Raw genomic sequence first — 17502 nt, 5'->3', positions numbered from 1 at the left:
AGTCGGGGTCAGCGCGGGCTGACCCTGAAAGAACTGACAGCTTGTTTTTCAAACTCATGTAACTAAAAATTGCCGTTATGTTACTTTGTTTCTTCTTAGCGAATTGATTGATGGGAACAATTCTGGAAGGCTGGAAAAACTTGCAAGCGATCAGTATTAGCTCGGTGCGCGACACACTGAGCGGGAAATATCATTCTCGTGACTTCATTCATGCCCGAATGGAGTATTTGCGCAGCCGTGTCATTCTGGTCGGCTTGTTATTTGCTTTGTTGACCCCCCTTTGGACTTTGATGGACTGGCTGGTCTTGCCCAGCTGGCCCGCGCATTTGATGGCGATACGGGTTTTAAGCCTGGGGGGATTGATCTTGTGCGTATGGCTGGCTTTCAATGGCCACCAGCGCATTACCCGCATTTATGTTTTAAGCGGCCTGGTCTTTATTTTGCCGGCCTCTTTTTACGCTTATATGCTGCTGACCCTGTCCGGGGCCGGCCAGTACGTTGTACTGGGGTATGGCTTTATTCCTTTCCTGCTGGTGGCCACCTTAAGCATTTTTCCTTTCACTTTGCTGGAATCAGCCTTGGTGGGGGGCGCGTTAATTGCTTTGCAGGTTTTGGCCAGTGTCAGTTCGGGAACCTGGCTAAGCATGAAAGGTTTACAGGATCTTTGGCTTTTGACAGCCTTGCTGGTCGTCGCTTTAACAGCCAATTATTTCCACCTGGGACTTTTGCTGCGTTTATATCGGCAAGCCACACACGATACCTTGACCGGCTTGTTGAACCGGGGCGCGATTAGCCGTCAGCTGGGACAGGGACCAGTGCATGAAAGGCTGCATGTGCTGATGGTGGATCTGGATCATTTCAAGCAGATCAACGATACCCACGGTCACTCGGTAGGGGATGACGTGCTGACGCGTACTGCCTCTTTATTCAAGGCGCAGCTGGGGCCGGATGATCTGGCGGCCCGTTATGGTGGCGAGGAGTTTGTGCTGATTCTGGCCGGACGTAGTGATGCACAGGCCTTGAGTTTTGCCGATCTGCTTTTGAGCCAGGTACAGGCACAAACCTTTTATAACCACGACCGCGAGGCTTTTCAGATTACGGCCAGTATGGGTTTGGCGGTGTGTCAGCCCGGTCAGGTGATTGAGGATGTCCTGATGCAGGCTGACCAGCGCTTGTATCAAGCCAAGCGCGCTGGTCGTAACCAGGTGGTAGCGAGGGATTAAGCCTGCCGGGTGAAGCACAAGGAAACGGGGTCTGGAGCGTGTACCGCTCCAGGCCCCGTTTTCTATTGACGGCTTAGTAGCGCAGGGTTTGGCTATCCTGGCTGGCCTTGTCGATGTCCTGAGCGCTGATGGCATCGCTCTTGCACTTGAAGGCAGCAAACATCTCCAGCTGATCCGAGTGATGGGCGCTGGCTTCGCCTTCAGGATTGATGAAACCGCTTTGACCGGGAGCCATAACCGAGCACATGCGCACGCCGGTGGGGTCCAGCACATACTGGAATCGGGCGCTGCCGGTGTTCAGATAAGGCATGATGCGGCGCTCGTGTGCAGGGTCAGACCAAGGCACCCCAATCGCATTGCGTGCGGCGAACAGCATGGATACGGCTGGAGCACGCCATTGCTGGGCTTGTGCACCCTGTGATTTCTGTAGCGAGGCAGCAGCTTGCTCCAGTGCGTCCAGCACCAGTTCCTGGGCCGGGCGACCTTGCAGGAAATCAATTGTTTGTGGCACACCAGCAGCCGGGCCCTGGATGGCATTCCAGATCAGCTTGGCGGCCGCAGCGGGCTGGGCACTGCGCGGATCATCCATGGCCGGGTACAGGCTTTGTGTGTAGGTGTTGTAGACGCTGTCAGGCAAACGACCTTTCAGGAATACGGGCACTGCGGCTTGCATCCAGGCCTGCATCACGGCTGGGGCGCTGCCTTCGTACTGTTTGCCATTGCTGGCCACGTGCAGCTTGTAGTCCCAGCCTTTCAGTTGTTCGGCAGCCTGACGGGCCAGGGCACTGGCACGTGGCAGCTTGGCAGCTTCCTGGATGATGGGGGCGAAGTAGCGCGCATTCAGATCAGAGCGGGCACCCAGGGAGTCAATGCCCCAGATTTCTTCGTCACTCAGGCGCTGCTTGGCCTGTAGCGGTGCCAGCAGTTCCTGCACACGGTCCACATAGGAGAAGTTGGAGTTGTCTGCCAGCAAGGCACCGTAGGCCTTGTTGTTCCAGCTGGCGATATAGCCTTGCTGCGGGTTCAGCACTTTGGGGTTGTGATCAAAGCTCAGGAAGCCTTGCCATTCCATACTGCCGTCGCCCGCTGCAGGGAACTGGATCGCCTGATTGGCTGGGCGCTTGGGCAAGAGGCCCAGGGCTGCCGCACCGATATTGTTCTGGGTGTCGGCATAGAACCAGGTAATGGAAGCGCTGACGCGCGAGGCCTGAGCCATGAATTGATCCCAGTTCTTGGCCTTGGCCGCATGGGCCCAGCCCAGCAAGGTTTCAATTTCCCGGCCTTCCCAGGTGCGACGGTTGGCGTAGGCGGTGTTGTTCTTTTTGTCCCAACTGCTGACATAACCTTGAGCTGCGCGGTAAACGTCCTGCGTCACATCGTCCTGACCACGCACCTTGATGCGTACCTGCTTGTGCTCCATGGGGTGCCAGGCATTGTTGTACCAGTAACTATGCGGGTCACCGTCTTTCAAGCGCAATTGGTAGACGTCATTGGTGTCCAGTGAACCCACGGTGGAGCCCCAGGCAATCTGGCCATTGGTGCCGAACAAAATAGCGGGCAGGGCAACGGCCGTGCTGCCGGTCAGGTCGTAGCCGGCACCGTGCAGGCCGACGCTATAGGTAATGGACGGGGTGTACCAGCCTTGTTGCGGGCCGTTGTACAGCACGGCATGACCGTGGCTTGTCTTTTCGGGGCCCAGCAACCAGGCATTGCTGGCAGTAGGTGTGCCTGCGGCCACGGTGGGGCCCAAGGCCACGGCTTGCTTGTGCAGGTAGTCCTGCGCCGCTTGTGCGGACAGAGCCTGCAAATGCGTAGGCAAATCGGCCAGCGCTGCCTTGGCGTCAGGCTGCGGAATAATGGTGGGGGCAGTCGGGTCGTTCAGCCAGCGTAGTTGTTTGTAAAGCTGTTCGCCACGTTCCGCGCCCTGGTCTGCTTTCAGGGTTTCCAGCAGACTCAGGTTGGCCACTTCGGCCGTGCCAGCAAAGAAGCGGTTCAGAATCAGGCCCACCCAGACCATGGCAATGTCTTCAGGCTGCCACTCAGAAGGCTCAAACCCTTTGTCCAGAAACTCCTTGGGCATCAAGGTGTCGCGCTGGGCTTTCACCTCGCGAACGCGTTGGGTGAAACCAGCGGCATAGCCCTCGAACATGGCGCGGTCCTCTTGGGACAGAGCGGCCAATTGCTTGCGGATAGAGTCCGGATCGATATTGTTGTGAGTGACTTTATCCAGCTCCAGGAAGTCCGGTCCCAGAACTTCTGCCACGGTTCCCCAGCCAGAGCGCTTGGCAATTTCCATCTGGTATAGACGGTCTGTAGCCACGGCATAGGCATAGCCATAGAACAGGCCATAAGTGCTGTCGGCATAGATATGAGGAGTGCCGTAGCTGTCGCGCTTGATGGTGACGCTGCGCTCACTTAAGGGGGCGCTGGCACAGGCGGCCAGCAAGACGCTGGTGGTCAACACGCCAAGAGTCAGTCGGGATGGAAAGCGACGGGGAAAAGTCAAAATCTTGTCTCCAAAAGAATAGCCTGGAAGGCTACGTTTTTTTATCTCTTGAGAATATAACGTCAAAATTCTTTAGGCATTGATATTTCCAGGTGAAAACTTATAGAGGATTTCCCCAGTAGAAGCGGGGTTTGGGAACGAAACTTGCTGGTTCTTTGGTGAACACATTTATTGGGGAGCCTTGTTATGGAACGCATTATTGCGGCGGAATTCGATACGTTTGATCAGGCCCAACAAGCTGCGAGAGTCCTGCAGGGGCTGGGCTTGGAAAGTCAGGATCTGCAGATTTTCTACCTTAAACCAGGAGGTCAGCATGCGCAGTATCCGATTGGAGGTGACAGAACTTTGGACAAGGCTGCCCGAGGAGGTGGTTTGGGTGCCATCCTGGGTGTCGTTCTAGGGGCCGTCTTGGGGATCGCCCTGGGCTGGTGGTTATTGAGCATGACAAGCTGGCCTCAGCTGCTGTTGCTTGCCTTTGCGGCTTTGGGGGCTTACATCGGTGCCATGGTGGGCGGGATCGTGAAGCTGGGTGGCCATAAGCCTGAAAAAGAGCCTTTAAATCGTGTTTCGGGCGTCATGTTGGCGGCGCGTCTGGGGTCGGCTGAGGAGGCGGTACTAGTGCGCGAATTGCAGCGCAATGGGGGCTACGCGATTGAATGGGCCAACGGCAATTGGAGTGATGGCCAATGGCAGGACTTCAACCCAACGCGCACCCCTCAGTTATACGATTTACCCTCGGCGGGGCAGAAAGTTCACGAGACTCGCAGTGGCTGATTGCCACTTTGGCGCGGTGACTCCAGAGCAGTAGCTCATAAGCCTTTCTAGCGTTTTTAGCCGTTTGCTTCCCCTTTGCCGGATATGATGGAGCAGTTTATGAAAACCATGATTCGGCGCGTGCAGGAACCAGGCGGGGTGGTTGCGTTTTAATCCTTGGGCTTATTAAGTGTAGTCACTGTATATCGGTAGTTATCTTCGTTTCAGGCTATCTACTTTTTCTGCTCATTTCTTCTTGATCTCCTTGCTGTAACGGCTTTCTGCTTGGCTTGTTGTGTTTTATGCTTAAAGTGTTCAAGGGTATATCCCTAGGTCTTGGCCGATTTACTCCAAAAAATACCATGTGTACACTTTAAATCACTAGAACAAGACAAGTTGCTGAGTCGTGTTTCGCCTCACAAGCCCACGGAGAAGACAATGAACAAGACATTTGCAGGGGTAGCACTGGCAGGAACGATGATGTTGCAAACCTTGGGGGCCACCGCTGCCGCCGAGGGGGTGATCAAGATCGGGGAGCTGAACAGCTATAAATCCCAGCCCGCGTTTTTGGGGCCCTATCGAAACGGGATGGAGCTGGCGGTTGAGCAGATCAATCAGGCCGGGGGAATTCACGGCAAGCAGCTGCAATTGATCATCAAGGATGACAACTCCAATCCCGGCGATGCGGTACGTGCGGCCGAGGAATTGATCTCGCGTGAAAAAGTGGATGTGCTGACCGGGACCTTCCTGTCCAATATCGGTCTGGCCATTACCGACTTTGCCAAACACAAAAAAGTATTCTTTCTGGCCAGCGAGCCGTTGACCGACAAGATCGTCTGGGCCGATGGCAACCGCTACACCTTCCGCCTGCGGAACTCTACCTATATGCAGGTAGCCATGCTGGTGCCCGAAGCCGTCAAGCTGAACAAGAAGCGCTGGGCGATTGTGTATCCCAACTACGAGTATGGACAGTCCGCCGTGGCCACTTTCAAGACCTTGATGAAAGAAGCCCAGCCCGATATTGAATTTGTGGCTGAACAGGCTACCCCGCTGGGCAAGGTCGATGCCGGTGCCGTGGTGCAGGCCTTGTCCGAAGCCAAGCCTGATGCGGTCTTTAACGTACTGTTTGCGTCCGACCTGGCTCGTTTGGTCCGTGCCGGTAATCAGCGCCAGTTCTTCAGCCCTGCCTTGCCGGTAGTCAGCATGTTGACTGGCGAGCCGGAGTACCTGGACCCCTTGGGTGAAGAAACGCCGGAAGGCTGGATTGTGACGGGCTACCCCTGGTACGCCATCGACACGCCCGAGCACAATGCCTTCCTGAAAGCCTATCAGGACAAGTACAAAGAGCACCCTCGCCTGGGCACGATTATTGGTTACAGCACGATTGTGTCGATTGCCGCCGGTATTGAAAAAGCCGGTTCTACCGACACGGAAGCCATGATCAAAGCCTTCCGTGGTCTGGATGTGGTCACACCTTTTGGCCCCATTACTTACCGTACGCAAGATCAGCAATCCACCCAGGGGGCGTATGTGGGTGTGCTGGCCAAACAAGACGGCAAGGGCATCATGACCAATATCCGTTACGCCGATGGCAAAGATGTACAGCCTACGGATGAGCAAGTCAGCCAGTGGCGTCCTGCCGCGGCCAATCAATAATTCCAGGAACGCAGTATTTCGTAGATCGGCGCACCGTCTGGTGCGCCACTTCTGACGCGAGGCAGTAATGGCCTTATCGGGTTTATGGGTGCAGTTCCTTAACGGGCTGGCCGAGGCATCGTCTTTGTTCCTGGTGGCGGCGGGTTTGTCCCTGATCTTCGGGGTGACACGCATCGTCAACTTTGCACACGGTTCCCTGTATATGCTGGGCATCTACATGGCGTACTCCACCGTGCAGTTCATGGGGGGCTCGGCGCTGGGGTTCTGGGCAGGCTTGATTGTGGCGGCCTTGCTGGTCGGCGCTTTGGGAGCCGTGCTGGAGATCGTGCTGCTGCGGCGTATTTATAAAGCGCCCGAGCTGTTCCAGTTATTGGCCACTTTTGCCCTGGTGCTGGTGATCAATGACGGGGCCTTGGCCGTGTGGGGGCCGGAAGATCTGCTGGGACCGTTGGCTCCGGGTTTGAACGGTTCTATTTCCATTGCAGGTCGCTTCTTTCCAGTCTATGACCTGGTGCTGATCGTGATCGGTCCGGTGGTGCTGGGCTTGCTGTGGCTCTTGCTGACCCGTACCCGATGGGGTGTGCTGGTGCGCGCCGCGACCCACGACAGACAAATGCTGGGTGCGCTGGGTGTGAATCAGGCCTGGCTGTTTACGGGTGTGTTTGCCTTGGGTGCCTTCCTGGCGGGTTTGGGTGGTGCCGTGCAATTGCCGCGTCAGCCCGCCAATCTGCTGCTGGACCTGAGCGTGATTGGGGATGCCTTTGTGATTGTGGTGGTCGGCGGCATGGGCTCCATCCCCGGTGCTTACGTGGCTGCGCTGATCGTCGCTGAATTGAAGGCCCTGTGTATTGCGCTGGGCACGGTCACCTTCTTTGGTGTGGACTTTGCCTTTCCGAAGTTGACGCTGGTGGTGGAATTCATCTTCATGGCCGTGGTGCTGGTGTTCCGGCCTTGGGGCTTGTTTGGACGTGCTCAAGCCGTCAGCCGTAACTCGGCCCCTATCGAAGCGCCTCTTCGTGCTGGTAGTGGAGCGTTCCAGGTCATGGTGCTGGTAGTTCTGGGTGTGATGGCGGCCTTGCCTTTGATGAGCGACTGGTTCCCGTATGCGCCCGTGCTGGCTCTGGATATTCTGGTTTTGTCCCTGTTCTCCTTGAGCCTGCATTTCATGATGGGGCCAGGGGGCATGAACTCCTTTGGTCATGCTGCTTACTTTGGTCTAGGCGCTTATGCGGCTGCTCTGTTGTTCAAAGCGGCGGCCTTGTCCATGGGCTGGTCCCTGGTTCTGGCTCCAGCTGTCGCAGGCTTGGGTGCGCTGATCTTTGGCTGGTTCTGCGTGCGTCTGTCCGGTGTTTACCTGGCTATGCTGACCCTGGCTTTCGCACAGATTATCTGGTCGATTGTGTATCAGTGGGACAGCTTTACGGGTGGCTCCAATGGCGTGGTCGGTGTCTGGCCTGCGGAGTGGCTGTCGGGTGATCGCTACTATTACTTTGCCTTGCTGCTGGTGGTGGCAGCGGCCTTCCTGTTGCGTCGCATCTTGTTCTCCCCCTTTGGTTACGCCATGCGTGCCAGCCGGGACTCGGCCTTGCGGGCCGAGGCCATTGGTATCCCCGTCAAGCGCGTGCAGTGGCTGACCTTTATTCTGGCAGGTACGTTTGCCGGTCTGGCCGGTGCCTTGTTTGTCTTTTCCAAAGGTAGCGTCTCGCCTGAAGTGATTGCAGTGAACAAGTCCGTGGATGGCTTGGTCATGGTCTTGCTGGGTGGTTTGCAAACTCTGGTTGGGCCAGTGGTGGGTGCAGCCGTATTCACGTTGCTGCAGGACTTCTTCCTGGGCATCACGCAGTATTGGCGCGCCTTGTTTGGTGGCGTGATTTTGCTGCTGGTTCTGGCTTTCCCGCAGGGTATTGCCGGCTTTTTCAAACGCTGGGCACATCGCCGCGTAGCACCGGAGGCATCGTCATGAGTTTGCTGCAAGTACGAGATCTTAAAAAAGCGTTTGGCGGCAATCTGGCCGTAGACGGTATCGAGTTTGATGTGCAGGCCGGAGAGTTCCTGGCCCTGATCGGCCCCAATGGGGCTGGCAAAACCACCACCTTCAATATGGTGGGCGGGCAATTGACGCCTACAGCCGGGTCAGTGCGTTTGGGCGATCAGGAACTGGTAGGGCTGGCCCCGCGCAAGATTGCTGCCTTGGGGGTGGGCCGTACCTTTCAGATTGCCGCAACTTTTGCGTCCCTGACGGTGGTGGAAAACGTGCAGATGGCCTTGCTGGCTCATCAGAAAAAACTGTTTTCCTTCTGGCGTCGGGCGGCTCAGTTCGAACGGGCTCGTGCGCTGGATTTGCTCGATCAAGTAGGCATGCTGGCGCAGGCCGAACGGCCTTGCAGCGAGCTGGCTTACGGGGACGTGAAGCGGGTGGAGCTGGCGATTGCGTTGGCCAACGACCCCCGTCTTTTGCTGATGGACGAACCCACGGCAGGCATGGCACCCAAAGAGCGTAATGAGCTGATGCGCCTGACCAAAAAACTGGTGATCGAACGCAATATGGGTGTGCTGTTTACCGAGCACAGCATGGACGTGGTGTTCGAGCACTCGGACCGCATGTTGGTGCTGGCCCGTGGTCGGCTGGTGGCAGAAGGGGATGCAGACTATATTCGTCAGCATCCCAAGGTGCAGGAGGTGTACTTTGGCACAGGCAAAACATTCGAGAATAAGGAGCCAGCATGACGCAAGATTTAGTAGCCGGTTCTGAGCGAGTTGCCACAGGCGTGGCCGACAAGCAGCCTTTGCTAAGTGTGGATGGCTTGAATGCCTGGTACGGTGCCGCGCATATCTTGTTTGACCTGTCACTGAACGTGCAACGTGGTGAAGTGGTCGCCTTGATGGGGCGTAACGGCGCGGGCAAGTCCACTACCTTGAAATCCATTATGGGTTTGATGGAGCGCTGCGACGGTCACATTGAATTCATGGGCCAGGCCATTCACTACAAGCAGCCATTTGAAATCGCACGTGCGGGTTTGGGCTTTGTGCCCGAAGACCGGCGTATCTTTACCGACCTGAGCGTCACGGAAAATCTGGAGGTGGGACGTCAGCCAGCACGGCGCTGGCCCGATGGTACAGCAGCTCCGCACTGGCAGCCCGAGCGCTTGTACAGCTTGTTTCCGAATCTGGGTCAAATGCAGGACAGGCCCGGTGGGCAGATGAGCGGGGGCGAGCAACAAATGCTGACCGTCGCGCGCACCTTGATGGGCAATCCTTATCTGGTCTTGCTGGACGAACCATCCGAGGGCGTGGCTCCCGTGATTGTGGAGCAGATGGTGCACATGATTCTGGAGCTGAAGCAGGCCGGAGTCAGCATCTTGCTGTCCGAGCAGAATTTGCATTTTGCCGAGCTGGTGTCGGATCGGGCTTATGTGCTGGAAAAGGGGCAAATACGGTACAGTGGCGCCATGCAGGAATTAAGTGCCAACGAGCAAGTGCGGCGCACTTACCTGTCCGTCTAACTTTGGGCCTCCCAGTAATGGAGGCCAGACCGGCTTCAGGAGAACACCATGGCAGATGCAAGTCCCAATCCTCAGGCAGTGATTGATTTCTGGATTGAATCAGGGCCAGAGAAATGGTTTCGCAAGTCCGATGACTTTGACCGGGAATTTCGCGAACGGTTTTTGGATTGGCACGAACGTGCGGCCAAGGGCGAGCTGGATGATTGGGCACAGACGGCAGAAGGAGCCTATGCCTTGCTGATTCTGCTGGATCAGTTTCCGCGCAACTCTTTTCGCAATACCACGCGCATGTATGCGACCGATGAGAAGGGGTTGGCGATTGCCAAGGAAATGGTGGCCAAGGGGCTGGATAAACAGATTCCGGTGGAGCGTCGGGTGTTCTGCTACCTGCCGTATTCCCATGCAGAGAACCTGGCCGATCAGCAAGAGGCCGTGCGTCTGAATCAGGAAATTGGCCGTCCCTGGCTGGACCACGCTGAGGAGCATCTGGATGTGGTGGAGCGCTTTGGGCGCTTCCCGCACCGTAATTCGATCCTGGGGCGTACTACCACGGCGGAAGAGCAGAAGTTCCTGGAGGCCGGTGGTTTTTCCGGCTGATGGGTTTTGAGTCCGGGCCAGGCTGGGATCTTGGGCTTGGCCTGGGCCAAGTCTGAAGGCGATGCACCATGAAACAGAGGCGGCCAAGTGAAAACTTGAAGCCGCCTTTGGTTCGTTTACCCCTTATCTAAACACTATCTGCGGACCAGCCCAGTCTACAAGTGTCCCTTTTGCTCCCGTATGGTTGCAATCTTGTCTTTCAGTCCTGTCCAGGCTGGTTTGTCCGGAGCAAAACGCGCCCGCATATAGTTGAGCAAATCTTCCATCTGCTCGTCATTCATGCTGTTCTTGAAACCGGGCATGGAGCCCAGAGCAGGCTGTGCCGGACGGGTAATGCCGTGCATCAATACCTGAATCGTATTGTCCGGATGCTCGCTGTGCAGATTGCTGTTCAAGGCAAGGGACGGGCGGGCACCAAATAGCACCGGCCCACCGCGCGGGTCGTGACAGACAGCGCAAGCGCCGTTGAACAGGTTTTCGCCCGGCATCAACATCACTTCCTTATTGCTGCGGCTGTTCTGCTCCAAAAGCGCGGCCTGGGCGGCGTGCGTTTGTTCTTGTTCGCTCTCGACCGGGTTCAGGCTGCTTAGATAATGCGCCATGGCGCGGACATCGGATTCAGGCAGTTCTGCCAAACCCGCCACGACCGGTCCCATTGGTCCTGCTGCCACGCCATGACGGGGCGAATAGCCGGTACGCAAGTACTGGTATAGCTCCTGCTCTGTCCAGGGGATGGGGGCTTTGGACAAGCTATTGAGTGCAGGCGCTTCCCAGTTGTCCGCAAAACCACCGGCCAGGAAATTCGCTTCACCCCCTTTCTCGGCACCCAGCATATTGCGCGGGCTATGGCAGGCCGCACAGTGTCCGCTGCTGTTAACCAGATACGCGCCCCGATTCCATTGCACGGTTTGCGTGGGGTCCGGCACGTAGGCATTCGGATCACGGTGAAACAGCAGGTTCCAGCCCGCTACCAAAGGCCGCATATTCATGGGGAAGGGCAGTTTGGTTTCAGGCACTTCGGATTTCACCGGCTCTTGCGTCATCAAGTAGGCGTACAGGGACTGCATGTCCTCATCGCTGATCTTGGCAAATGCCGTGTAAGGGAAGGCCGGGTAAAGGTGGCGACCGTCCTGATGAATACCTTCGCGCATGGCGCGTTCAAAGGCTTTGTAGCTCCAGCTGCCTATGCCGGTTTCCTTGTCCGGGGTGATGTTGGTGGTATAGATCGTGCCAAAAGGCGTATCCAAACCCAGACCGCCCGCATTGGGTGTGCCGCCTTCAGCAGTGTGGCAGACCATGCAGTCGCCCGCAATTGCAACCAGGCGGCCGCGTTCGATGGCAAGCTCTGAAAAGATGGAGGTATCCACCTGGCCGACCGGTGCAATGGCAGGTCGCCAGGGCAGGGCACTCAAGACTGTGCCGGTGGCGACCGCGGCCAAGGCACCCCACCAGGCTTTGCGTTTTTTGCTGCTGCCTGTCTTATCGGCCTGATAGCCCAGTGCCAAAGACTGTTCGCTAAAAGGCGCGCTGGTCAGACGTATGCCACTGGCATTGAAAATTGCATTGGCAATGGCGGCAGCGGCAGGCAGTTCCACGCCCTGATTCCAGGCCAAAGGCTGGCCTACAGCAGACTCCCGTTTGACCAGCTGAACGGCTGGCTTGTCGGCTGTTTCTTTGACGGGGCTGTCGCTATGACCTTCACCGCCTTTGCCCACGCCGTTGTTTAGCAGTTGCTGCGCCCAACGACTCAGTCGGTCGGCCAAGGCAGGCGCGGACTCCGTGGCCTGCTCGGGAGTGCCCAGCTCGGTGCTGTCGTGGCCAATGGTCAGCTTGTCTATGCTGAGTGTGCCTTGGCGGGTATCGACGCTAACATCCACGGCCCAGGCGGACCACTGCTCGCGTGCAGCTTGCCCGGGGACGTGTTCAACAATATGGCTGTAGGCCAGCCCGCGACCCTTGCGTAAAGGGCCTTGATGGGCGGGCAAGGGTTCGGACCAGTCCGACTGTTCGGCAACCCGTTGCAGCAGATCTCGACCTTGGGGACTACTGACTTGTTCCAGTCGTGCCGCCAAGGGGTCCAGTCCCAGGCTGTGGCAGTCTTGATCGAACTGCGACTCTTGAGCAAAGATCGTGGCCTGGGCCAGGCTGTCGGGGTCGCTGCTGGCGGCTGCGCCATCATAGTTAGGTGTAGGGGCGGAGAAGTAATCGTTTTTTACGGCCGGGCCGCTGCTGGGCAAACCTGGCTGACCACAAAGAATGGCCGCCAGAGAAGGGCGCGCACCGGACAAGGTATTCAGTTGCCAGCGGGTGGCCCGCAAATGGGCATTCAGATCGTTTGGCTCTGCAGTGCCTTTAAAGACACTCAGGCGAATGATGTCTGCACTGTGGCTGGCACGAACTTGTACGGCCTGGGGGCGCCCAAAGGCCATGACTGCCGCATCCATGGCACAGTCGTAAGCATCGGCCTGATTGCCGGCAATATCCTGCAAATGGATCTGTTCGCTGGGCAGGCCGCTCAAGGCTTGCAGCTCAATCAGCAGGGCCGCGGGGCGCTGCGTATGCGCCCAAACATAAAGCTGTTTGTCGTGATAACAGGCACGGGCCCAGGCAGTTTCCTGATGCTCGGCGGCAGATTGCCATTCATAGCTTTGATCGGGGGTGCTAAGCGTAGCAGCAACATCCTCATTCGCTGGAAGCGTAGCCTGGTTTGCCGCTACGGGCGTAGCCCAACGTGCATCCAGCAAAGCAGCGCCTTGCTGAGCCTGCTCGGCTTGCACCGCCAGCACACCCAGAAAATTGCCCATACGCACACAGGCCACGACACCAGGCACTTGCAGGGCGGCCTGCTGGTTTACGGTCTGTAATTCAGCACCCAGATACTGCCCGTTTTCGTAGGACCAGTAAGGAGGGCGTACAACAGCGCCATGCAGCAGGCTGGTGCCATCAGGCAGTTCCGGCCACAACGCTCGGGAAAGGTCTTGTACTGAATGACTCATGGCCTAGCCTTTGCGACGCGTACAGCGGCTTGCATGATTTCTACGTGCGTGCCGCAACGGCACAGGTTATAGCGCAGCTCGTCCCGAATTTGCTCTTCGGTGGCTTGCGGATTGCGTTCCAGCAGGGCCTGCACGGTCATGACCATGCCATTGAGGCAATAGCCGCATTGTGCGGCCTGGCAGTCAATAAATGCCTGCTGAACATCATTAGGCTGGCCGTTCCGGGCCAAGCCTTCCAAGGTAGTGATCTGGCGGTTTTCTACCAGGCTGACAGGCACAACACAGGAGCGGGCGGCCACACCATCGACCAGCACCGTACAGGCGCCACATTCACCCAGGCCACAGCCGAATTTGGGGCCATTCAGTTCCAGGTCGTTACGCAATACATAAAGCAGCGGCGTATCGGGTTCCACCTCGATGATGTGGGTCTCTTGATTGACCCGCAAAGTATGCGGGCGAGTACAAGGGTTCATGGATTTCACCTTTGGTAGATCGCACCTTGTTGTCGGACAGCGTGTGCGGTGCTTTTATCAGCTCGGTATTGATATGCTTAAATTAAGTGTATACACTTTAATTTATCGAGTAAATAGATTCTACTACTCCCTTGAGGTATCAATCAAAGCCCTCTTGGGAAGCCGTTCGAAATTCGGTCTAATCTTATTTAATATAGGGTTTACACTGATTATTAAGCCCTTGATTTTCTCTTTATAGTAGTTGCGATAAATGGGTTGAAGCGCACTGCATTTGTTTTTATTAGGGCGTGTACGCTAGTAATCAATGTTTTGCCAGGGGGCGTTTCAGGCAGGTTTTCAGGGATGGAGCCCTGATGGCCGGTTTCCAGCCCCTTATATAAAGCCCAGCCAGGAGAGTGTGATGTCTTACGATGCGCCGCGCCACCAGCAGCAAGACTTGCTCAGGGCGTCTGGCACCTTGCTGATTTTAGCGGCACCGGCGCGGCCTCCCAAGCCTTCGCCCGGCCAGCCCGGCGTGGTGTCCGAGTATTTGCAGGCGCACGACGATGTCTTTGTCGCCGTGTCCGAACAGGGCTGGGTGCGCGCTTTTAATGGGCACGTGGATCTGGGTACCGGCATTCAAACTGCACTGAGTCAGATTGTGGCCGACGAGCTGGATGTGCCCATGGCACGCGTGCAAATGGTGCTGGGTCATACCGATGCGGTGCCCAATCAAGGCCCCACCATCGCCAGTGCTTCGATTCAGATTCATGCTGTACCGCTGCGCAAGGCGGCGGCTCAGGCACGTCAATTGCTGCTGGCACAAGCCGCAGAACGCTGGGCACTGCCTGCCGATCAATTACGCGTGGAAGACGGCACCATCATTGCCCCGGACGGGCGCAGCCTGACTTACTGGAAACTGCTGGAGGGTCTGGAACTGCGGGCCTATCTGGATAAAGAAACTCCCACCAAACCGGCCGAACAATTGCGCATTGTAGGGACAGCCCAGGCGCGTGTCGATATTCCGGGCAAGGTCGCAGGGCAGTGGGTGTATGTGCACGATGTGCGCGTGCCCGGTATGTTGCATGGCCGCGTTGTGCGTCCTCCTTATATAGGGCGTGATAGCGGCGACTTCATCGGTCGCAGTCTGGAGTCCGTGGACGAGGAGTCCATCCGTCATATTGGCGACGATGTGCGAGTCGTGGTGATTGGCGACTTTATTGGTGTGGTCGCGCGTCGTGAAGAACACGCCATGCGTGCTGCCCGCGAATTGAAAGTGCGCTGGAAAGCGATTCCTCCGCTGGAGGATATGAGCAATCTGGAGCAGCTGATTCGTCGTCAGCCCATGACAGAGCGTTTGCTGGCCGATAAAGGGCCGGGTTTTGACGAGCTGCCGCCAGAAGGCAAACGCTTGAAGCGTAGCTATGTCTGGCCTTTTCAACTCCACGCCTCTATTGGTCCGTCTTGCGCGGTGGCGGACTATCAGCCCGGTCATAGCCGGATCTGGTCAGGCTCGCAGAACCCGCATATGTTGCGCGTTCATTTGAGCCAGTTGCTGGACGAGGACGAGGCCGGTCTGGAGATCATCCGTCACGAAGCGGCCGGTTGCTATGGCCGTAATTGTGCTGACGATGTGTGTGCGGATGCCTTGCTCTTGTCCCAAGCCGTAGGTGCGCCGGTGCGTGTGCAACTGACGCGAGAACAAGAGCACGGCTGGGAGCCTAAAGGCGCTGCTCAGTTGATGGATGTCGAAGGCTCCATTGATGCCCAAGGGCAACTGCGTCATTACGATTTTGTGACCCATTACCCCTCCAACGATGCGCCGAATCTGGCGCTCTTGCTGACGGGGCGGGAGTCGGCGGCCCCCCGTCAATTGGAAATGGGGGACCGTACGGCCGTACCGCCTTACAGCTATCCCAAGCAGCGCATTGTGTGTCAGGACATGCCCGCGATTGTGCGCGCTTCCTGGTTGCGCGGCGTGTCGGCCATGCCCAACTCTTTTGCGCATGACTGCTTTCTGGATGAGCTGGCAGTGGAAGCGGGTGTGGACCCCTTGACCTATCGCCTGCGTTATCTGGATCAGGATGAACGTGCTCAGGAACTGCTGCAGGCGGTGGCGGATAAGGGGCACTGGCAGATTGGGCAGCGTGGTTCGCGCGGGCAGCCGGATGAGCAAGGCTATCTCTACGGTCGTGGCTTGTCGTACGCCCGTTATATCCACAGCAAGTTTCCTGGTTTCGGGGCGGCCTGGTCAGCCTGGTTACTGGATTTGCGGGTCCATATAGAAACGGGCGTGATCGACGTGCAGAAGATTTATGTGGGTCAGGATACCGGGCAGATGGTGAACCCGGCCGGTGTGCGCCACCAGATTCACGGCAATGTGATTCAGTCCTTGAGCCGCACGTTGTATGAACAGGTGCGCTTTAACGCACAGGGCGTAGTCAGTGCGGAGTGGGGTGCCTATCCCATTGTGGATTTCCCGCGTATCCCGCCCATAGAGGTGATTTTGATGGACAGGCAGTCCGAGCCGCCTATGGGGTCGGGCGAATCCGCCTCCGTACCCTGTGCCTCGGCCATTGCCAATGCTTTGTTTGATGCAACTGGCCGACGTTTTCGGCAGGTGCCTTTTACACCGGATGTGGTCCGGGCCGCGCTGGCTGCTACGCCTCAAATGGCCTAGGCAGCAGCAGTTTTCATGGGTCGGGCTTAGGGCCTGACGGTTTCAATCCAAGGACAGATTAATGAGTACCTTTCTTTACGGCGGCCATGTTCATGCCAATGGCATTCGTCAGCATTACTTGCGTTACGGTGGTTCCAGCGAGGGTCGCGATCAGCGCCCAGCCGTCATCATCGTTCCCGGCATCACCAGCCCGGCGGTGACCTGGGGCTTTGTGGGCGAGCAGTTCGGCAAGCACTTTGATACCTACATTCAAGACGTGCGTGGTCGCGGCTTGAGCGAAGCGGCTGAAGGCATGGATTACAGCCTGGATGCGCAGGCGGATGACTTGATTGCACTGGCTCAGGCGCTGGGCCTGACGGACTACATTGTGGTTGGTCACTCCATGGGTGCCCGCATTGGTTTGCGTGCCGCTCACAAGAACAGCGATGGCCTGAACCGTCTGGTGATGGTTGATCCGCCAGTGTCCGGCCCAGGTCGTCGCGCTTATCCCTCCAAGTTGCCCTGGTACGTGGATTCCATGGCCATGGCGCGCAAGGGTTGTACGGCTGAGGATATGCGTGCCTTTTGCCCGACCTGGACCGAAGAGCAATTGCAATTGCGTGCCCAGTGGCTGCACACCTGCCATGAGCCTGCGATTCTGGCCAGCTTTGAGGGCTTTCATACCGACGATATTCATGTCGACTTCCCGCATTTGACCGTGCCTGCCTTGCTAATGACAGCCGAGCGTGGTGACGTGGTGCGTGACGAGGATGTGGCCGAGATTCAGCAGCTGGCCCCTGGCGTTCAGCACGTTCGCGTGCCTGATGCCGGTCACATGATTCCTTGGGATAACGAAGCAGGCTTTTACGAAGCCTTCGGTGACTTCCTGGGCCAGCGTTTGGTGTGATGTTGAAAGGGCCGCACGGGCGGCCCGTCGTGATGCAAAGGTTCCGCGTCAGTGTCGGAACCTTTCACAAGGAGAGACAAGATGGCAGTTAGTGATTACCAACTTATCGAGGCATGGCAAGAAGTGCTACGCCTGTCCAAGCTGCAGGCCGGTCAAACCGTGACCTTGCTGACCAGCTCGACCACGCATCCGCAAACCATGCAGTGTGCGCAGATTGCTGCTCAGTCCATGGGTGCGATTGTGAATCGCC

Annotated in this window: 12 protein-coding genes and 1 pseudogene; 10 read left to right on the top strand and 3 right to left on the bottom strand. The window is 57.2% G+C overall.

Going from position 1 to position 17502, the window contains the following annotated elements; genetic code table 11:
• Window positions 1–110 precede the first annotated feature (110 nt).
• Window positions 111–1223, top strand: a complete 1113-nt coding sequence (locus N879_RS07595) for a GGDEF domain-containing protein (protein WP_009464009.1) — start codon at window positions 111–113, stop codon at window positions 1221–1223.
• Window positions 1224–1296: 73 nt separating this feature from the next.
• On the opposite strand, the gene N879_RS07590 is transcribed toward N879_RS07595, so the two are convergent.
• A complete protein-coding gene (locus tag N879_RS07590) occupies window positions 1297–3729 on the bottom strand; it encodes a penicillin acylase family protein (RefSeq protein WP_009464007.1) in 2433 nt (810 codons plus the stop codon).
• 186 nt (window positions 3730–3915) lie between these two features.
• Between N879_RS07590 and N879_RS07585 the strand changes: the two genes are divergently transcribed.
• The 6 genes from N879_RS07585 to N879_RS07560 all read left to right on the top strand — a co-directional run bounded on the left by N879_RS07585 (window position 3916) and on the right by N879_RS07560 (window position 10238).
• A complete protein-coding gene (locus N879_RS07585) occupies window positions 3916–4503 on the top strand; it encodes a hypothetical protein (RefSeq protein WP_009464005.1) in 588 nt (195 codons plus the stop codon).
• A gap of 417 nt (window positions 4504–4920) precedes the next feature.
• Window positions 4921–6138 (top strand): ABC transporter substrate-binding protein, encoded by a 1218-nt coding sequence (locus tag N879_RS07580; protein ID WP_035273686.1) that lies wholly within the window; start codon window positions 4921–4923, stop codon window positions 6136–6138.
• A gap of 67 nt (window positions 6139–6205) precedes the next feature.
• A complete protein-coding gene (locus tag N879_RS07575; protein WP_022983293.1) occupies window positions 6206–8101 on the top strand; it encodes an ABC transporter permease in 1896 nt (631 codons plus the stop codon).
• The gene (locus N879_RS07570) at window positions 8098–8865 is read left to right on the top strand and encodes an ABC transporter ATP-binding protein (protein ID WP_009463995.1); all 768 of its coding nucleotides are present in this window, start codon (window positions 8098–8100) and stop codon (window positions 8863–8865) included. The genes N879_RS07575 and N879_RS07570 overlap by 4 nt, the downstream gene beginning before the upstream one ends.
• A complete protein-coding gene (locus N879_RS07565; protein ID WP_009463993.1) occupies window positions 8862–9641 on the top strand; it encodes an ABC transporter ATP-binding protein in 780 nt (259 codons plus the stop codon). Before N879_RS07570 ends, N879_RS07565 begins: the two co-directional genes overlap by 4 nt.
• Before the next feature lie 48 nt (window positions 9642–9689).
• Entirely contained in the window at window positions 9690–10238 is a 549-nt protein-coding gene (locus tag N879_RS07560) for a DUF924 family protein (protein WP_009463991.1), read from the top strand.
• 155 nt (window positions 10239–10393) lie between these two features.
• Here the strand turns inward: N879_RS07560 and N879_RS07555 are convergent, their stop codons facing one another.
• Both N879_RS07555 and N879_RS07550 read right to left on the bottom strand, forming a co-directional pair.
• The gene (locus tag N879_RS07555) at window positions 10394–13234 is read right to left on the bottom strand and encodes a c-type cytochrome (RefSeq protein ID WP_082453626.1); all 2841 of its coding nucleotides are present in this window, start codon (window positions 13232–13234) and stop codon (window positions 10394–10396) included.
• On the bottom strand, window positions 13231–13707 hold the full coding sequence (locus N879_RS07550; RefSeq protein WP_009463902.1) for a (2Fe-2S)-binding protein: 477 nt from the start codon (window positions 13705–13707) through the stop codon (window positions 13231–13233). The genes N879_RS07555 and N879_RS07550 overlap by 4 nt, the downstream gene beginning before the upstream one ends.
• A gap of 400 nt (window positions 13708–14107) precedes the next feature.
• Here N879_RS07550 and N879_RS07545 point away from each other — a divergent pair, with 400 nt between their 5' ends.
• From N879_RS07545 to N879_RS20385, 3 genes and pseudogenes are all read left to right on the top strand, one after another.
• Window positions 14108–16366, top strand: coding sequence for a xanthine dehydrogenase family protein molybdopterin-binding subunit (locus N879_RS07545; protein ID WP_022983291.1), 2259 nt, complete (start codon window positions 14108–14110; stop codon window positions 16364–16366).
• A gap of 61 nt (window positions 16367–16427) precedes the next feature.
• Entirely contained in the window at window positions 16428–17252 is an 825-nt protein-coding gene (locus tag N879_RS07540) for an alpha/beta fold hydrolase (RefSeq protein WP_009463900.1), read from the top strand.
• Between the two features lie 81 nt (window positions 17253–17333).
• Window positions 17334–17502, top strand: a pseudogene (locus N879_RS20385) (2,5-dihydroxypyridine 5,6-dioxygenase); the annotation flags it as partial.

Origin of the sequence: Alcaligenes sp. EGD-AK7 (assembly GCF_000465875.3) — a bacterium.
Lineage (GTDB): Bacteria > Pseudomonadota > Gammaproteobacteria > Burkholderiales > Burkholderiaceae_B > Alcaligenes > Alcaligenes phenolicus.
The sequence above is the reverse complement of the archived record's forward strand: the minus strand, read 5'-3'. Positions and strand labels throughout refer to the sequence as shown.

Bases quoted from the DNA above. Each gene is read 5' to 3' on its own strand.
- N879_RS07595 (WP_009464009.1), top strand. From the start codon at position 111: ATGGGAACAATTCTGGAAGGCTGGAAAAACTTGCAAGCGATCAGTATT.
- N879_RS07585 (WP_009464005.1), top strand. From the start codon at position 3,916: ATGGAACGCATTATTGCGGCGGAATTCGATACGTTTGATCAGGCCCAA.
- N879_RS07580 (WP_035273686.1), top strand. From the start codon at position 4,921: ATGAACAAGACATTTGCAGGGGTAGCACTGGCAGGAACGATGATGTTG.
- N879_RS07575 (WP_022983293.1), top strand. From the start codon at position 6,206: ATGGCCTTATCGGGTTTATGGGTGCAGTTCCTTAACGGGCTGGCCGAG.
- N879_RS07570 (WP_009463995.1), top strand. From the start codon at position 8,098: ATGAGTTTGCTGCAAGTACGAGATCTTAAAAAAGCGTTTGGCGGCAAT.
- N879_RS07565 (WP_009463993.1), top strand. From the start codon at position 8,862: ATGACGCAAGATTTAGTAGCCGGTTCTGAGCGAGTTGCCACAGGCGTG.
- N879_RS07560 (WP_009463991.1), top strand. From the start codon at position 9,690: ATGGCAGATGCAAGTCCCAATCCTCAGGCAGTGATTGATTTCTGGATT.
- N879_RS07555 (WP_082453626.1), bottom strand. From the start codon at position 13,234: ATGAGTCATTCAGTACAAGACCTTTCCCGAGCGTTGTGGCCGGAACTG.
- N879_RS07550 (WP_009463902.1), bottom strand. From the start codon at position 13,707: ATGAACCCTTGTACTCGCCCGCATACTTTGCGGGTCAATCAAGAGACC.
- N879_RS07545 (WP_022983291.1), top strand. From the start codon at position 14,108: ATGTCTTACGATGCGCCGCGCCACCAGCAGCAAGACTTGCTCAGGGCG.
- N879_RS07540 (WP_009463900.1), top strand. From the start codon at position 16,428: ATGAGTACCTTTCTTTACGGCGGCCATGTTCATGCCAATGGCATTCGT.